The following is a 4,054-nucleotide window of genomic DNA, read 5'->3' as shown; positions in this document are numbered from 1 at the left end:
TCGCAGAAGGGGTTCATGGCCATCTTGACGTTGGTGAGGTCGACGTCGGAGTGGTCCGGCTTGACCCGGATCTTGACGTTGTAGTCGATGACGCGCTTGACCGCGGCGAGGACTTTCATCTCGATGACTCCTTGGGCTATGGCGTCACGCAGTGATGGCGCGCCCGATGATGATCTTCTGGATCTCCGACGTACCCTCGAAGATGCGGGTGATCCGGGCATCCCGGTAATAGCGTTCGATGGGCAGGTCGCTGATGTAGCCGTAGCCACCATGGATCTGCACCGCCTGGTCGGTGATCTTGGCCGCAGCCTCGGAGGCGAACAGCTTGGCCACCGCCGACTCGAGGCTGAAGCGGTAGCCGGAATCTCGGGCGTAGGCCGCCTTGTAGGTCACCAACTTCGCGGCCTCGAGCTGGGCATGCATCTCGGCCAGCATCCACTGGATCCCCTGATGCCTGCACAACGGCTTTCCGCTTACCAGACGGTCATGGGACCAGGCCAGGGTGTCGTCATAGGCTGCTCGCGAAATACCCACGCTCATGGCCGCGACCTCCACGCGCCCCCGGTCGAGGACTTCCATGGCGGTGGCGAATCCGGCGCCCTCTTCGCCCAGCAGCGCGCTCTCGGGCACGAAGCAGTCGAAGCCGATCTCGTAGATGTGACTGCCGCGCAGGCCCAGCGTCTTCTCGGGATTGGAGAACACGAGGCCCGCAGTGCTGCGGTCAAGCAGGAAGGCCGAGATGCCCCGGTGACCAAGCGCCTCATTGGTCTTGGCATAGACGACCAGGAAGTCGGCGAAGGCGCCGTTGGTGATGTAGTGCTTGGTACCGGTGATGTGCCACCCCTGCTCGCAGCGCACCGCCCTGGTCCGCATCTCGGCAGGATTCGAGCCGGCACCGGGCTCGGTGAGGGCGAAGGCACCGAGCTTCTCGCCGGCAGCGCACTGGGGCAGCAGCGCCTGCTTCTGCGTCTCGGTACCCCCGACCAGCACGGAATCGGTGGCCAGAAAGTGTGCCGTCAGCGAAGAACAGGTGGCGGCACAGTGATAGGCGACCTCTTCCACCGCCAGTGACATGCCGATACTGCTGATGTCGACACCGCCGAACTCGGACGGCAGGTTCATCCCCCAGAAGCCCAGCCCTCCCAGGGCGCGCAGGCTCTCGCTGCAGAAGTCCCGGGTGTCGTCGTAGCGAGCAGCGTTGGCCTTGAGCACATCGGCGGACACGCGCCGGGCGGCATCCTGGAACGCAAGTTCGTCTTCGGTGAAGTCAAAGTGCATGGGAGCTCTCCTTATCGAGCAATGCGTTGTGGGCGCCCAACGCAGGTGCCGGTTGGTTGGTCGCCACCTTGCAGCCGTTGAAGAAGACGGGCTGGGACGGTGACTGCCAGGCGCCGGTGGGCGTAAGCAGGCCCCTCTCCCGGGCATGGTCCGACTCGGCGACCTGCTTGATGTCCCAGATCGGCGACGCCGGCACACCGGCCTCGTCGAGACGGGCGCAAACCTCGGCGACCTCCAGATCGGCGGTCCAGGCCTCGATCAGGACCTTCAGCTCGGCCTGGTGGGTGCAGCGCCAGTCATCGGTGCTGAAGCGTTCGTCATCGACCAGCTCCGGTGTCCCCATGCACTCGGCGAGGCGAGCGAACAGGCTGTTGTTGGCTACGGCGATAACCACCTGGCCATCGGCGGCCATGAAGCTGTCGAAGGGAGCGGACAAGGGGTGCCGGTTGCCCACTGGCTGAGGTGCCTCGCCATTGGCCATCAGCTGGGACAGGTTGGTCACCTGCATGGCGAACAGGCAGTCCAGCATGGACACATCCAGGTAGCAGCCGGCCCGGTGCGGATCTCGCTCGCGCTGAAACAGGGCGGCACAGATCGACCAGCTAGCGAACATGCCGGCAGCCACGTCCCCCAGCGACTCGCCGACCCGGGTCGGCGGCCCGCCGTCGGGGCCGGTGGCGGCCATGATCCCGGACATTGCCTGGGCGATGATGTCGTAGGCCGGCTTGCTGGTCATGGTGCCGGTCTGGCCGAAGCCGGAAATGGAGCAATAGACCAGCCCGGGATGGCACTCGCGGAGGGTGGCTTCATCGATACCCAGGCGCCGGGTCACACCGGGACGGAAATTCTCGACCAAAACATCGGCATCCGCGCACAGCGCATGGAAACGAGCCAGATCGTCGGCGTCCTTGAGATTCAGGCAGACACTGCGCTTGCCCCGGTTGAGCATCGAGAAGTAGATGCTTTCTCCCTTGATGAAAGGGCCGATATGGCGGCTGTCGTCTCCTTGGAGCGCCTCGACCTTGATCACCTCGGCGCCGAGATCCGCGAGCATGGCCGTGCAATAAGGGCCGGCCAGAAAGCGCGACAGGTCGAGGACGGTAACACCTTGCAGGGGCTTCATAGGGTTCTCCTGTGGTGGGCAGAGCGGTGCCCCGCCCGGAGTCTCATGACGGGATCATCGGCAGGTCGAGAGCGTTCTCGCGGGCGCAGGTCTTGGCGATCTCGTAGCCGGCGTCGGCGTGGCGCATCACCCCGGTGCCCGGGTCGTTGCGCAGCACCCGGCCCAGGCGGGCATGGGCGTCGGCGCTGCCGTCGGCGACGATCACCACCCCGGCGTGCTGGGAGTAGCCCATGCCCACGCCGCCGCCGTGGTGCAGCGAGACCCAGGTGGCGCCGCTGGCGGTGTTGAGCAGCGGCCAGTCGGAGACGGCGTCGCTGCCGTCCCGCATCGCCTCGGTCTCGCGGTTGGGGCTCGCCACCGAGCCGGAGTCGAGGTGGTCGCGGCCGATGACGATGGGCGCCTTGAGCTCGCCGTTCTTGACCATCGCGTTGAAGGCCTGGCCGAGGCGGGCGCGATCCTTGAGGCCCACCCAGCAGATGCGCGCCGGCAGCCCCTGGAAGGCAATCCGCTCGCGGGCCATGTCCAGCCAGTTGTGCAGGTGCGGGTCGTCGGGGATCAGCTCCTTGACCTTCTGGTCGGTCCTGTAGATGTCCTCCGGGTCGCCGGACAGCGCCGCCCAGCGGAAGGGGCCGATGCCCTGGCAGAACAGCGGGCGGATGTAGGCCGGCACGAAGCCGGGGAAGGCGAAGGCGTTCTCGACCCCTTCCTCCTGGGCCATCTGGCGGATGTTGTTGCCGTAGTCGAAGGTCGGCACGCCCAGCGCCTGGAAGTCGAGCATGGCCTGGACGTGCACCGCCATGGACTGCTTGGCGGCCTTCACCGTGACCTCGGGCTCGGTCTTGCCGCGCGCCACGTACTCGTCCCAGCTCCAGCCCGACGGCAGGTAGCCGTGCAGCGGGTCGTGGGCGCTGGTCTGGTCGGTGACCATGTCCGGCTTGACGCCACGCTTGACCAGCTCGGGCAGTACGTCGGCGGCGTTGGCGCACAGCCCGATGGAGACCGCCTGGCCCTCGGCGGTGTAGCGCTCGATACGGGCCAGGGCGTCGTCGAGGTCGGTGGCCTGCTCGTCCAGGTAGCGGGTGCGCAGGCGGAAGTCGAGGCGCGACTGCTGGCACTCGATGTTCAGCGAACAGGCGCCGGCCAGGCTCGCCGCCAGGGGCTGGGCGCCGCCCATGCCGCCGAGGCCGGCGGTGAGGATCCAGCGGCCGGAGAGGTCGCCGGCGTAGTGCTGGCGCCCGGCCTCGACGAAGGTCTCGTAGGTGCCCTGGACGATGCCCTGGGAGCCGATGTAGATCCACGAGCCGGCGGTCATCTGGCCGTACATCATCAGGCCTTTCTTATCCAGCTCGTTGAAGTGCTCCCAGTTGGCCCAGGCCGGCACCAGGTTGGAGTTGGCGATCAGCACCCGCGGGGCGTCCTTGTGGGTCTCGAACACCCCCACCGGCTTGCCGGACTGGACCAGCAGGGTCTGGGTGTCCTCCAGGCGCTGCAGGGTCGCGACGATGGTGTCGAAGCACTGCCAGTCGCGGGCGGCGCGGCCGATGCCGCCGTAGACCACCAGGTCCTCGGGGCGCTCGGCGACGTCGGGGTGGAGGTTGTTCATCAGCATGCGCAGCGGCGCCTCGGTGAGCCAGCTCTTGCAGCTGCGCTCGG

At 67.0% G+C, this 4,054-nt stretch carries 3 protein-coding genes and 1 pseudogene; all 4 read right to left on the bottom strand.

All coding sequences use genetic code 11. The features are described from left to right. Window positions 1-119: pseudogene (locus QLQ85_RS14730) on the bottom strand (electron transfer flavoprotein subunit beta/FixA family protein); the annotation flags it as partial. Between the two features lie 25 nt (window positions 120-144). Beyond that, window positions 145-1,278, bottom strand: a complete 1,134-nt coding sequence (locus QLQ85_RS14725) for an acyl-CoA dehydrogenase family protein (RefSeq protein ID WP_282739691.1) — start codon at window positions 1,276-1,278, stop codon at window positions 145-147. Next, entirely contained in the window at window positions 1,268-2,401 is a 1,134-nt protein-coding gene (locus tag QLQ85_RS14720) for a CaiB/BaiF CoA transferase family protein (RefSeq protein ID WP_282739690.1), read from the bottom strand. The genes QLQ85_RS14725 and QLQ85_RS14720 overlap by 11 nt, the downstream gene beginning before the upstream one ends. 43 nt (window positions 2,402-2,444) lie before the next feature. Next, window positions 2,445-4,054 (bottom strand): urocanate hydratase (hutU, locus tag QLQ85_RS14715; RefSeq protein ID WP_282739689.1); only part of this gene is annotated, 1,610 nt, incomplete at its 5' end.

Origin of the sequence: Halomonas kalidii (assembly GCF_030010475.1) — a bacterium.
In the GTDB taxonomy this organism is placed as follows: domain Bacteria; phylum Pseudomonadota; class Gammaproteobacteria; order Pseudomonadales; family Halomonadaceae; genus Halomonas; species Halomonas heilongjiangensis.
This window is presented reverse-complemented; position numbering and strand designations above follow the sequence as displayed.

Coding starts and splice junctions, on each gene's coding strand:
- QLQ85_RS14725 (WP_282739691.1), bottom strand. CDS start 1,278: ATGCACTTTGACTTCACCGAAGACGAACTTGCGTTCCAGGATGCCGCC.
- QLQ85_RS14720 (WP_282739690.1), bottom strand. CDS start 2,401: ATGAAGCCCCTGCAAGGTGTTACCGTCCTCGACCTGTCGCGCTTTCTG.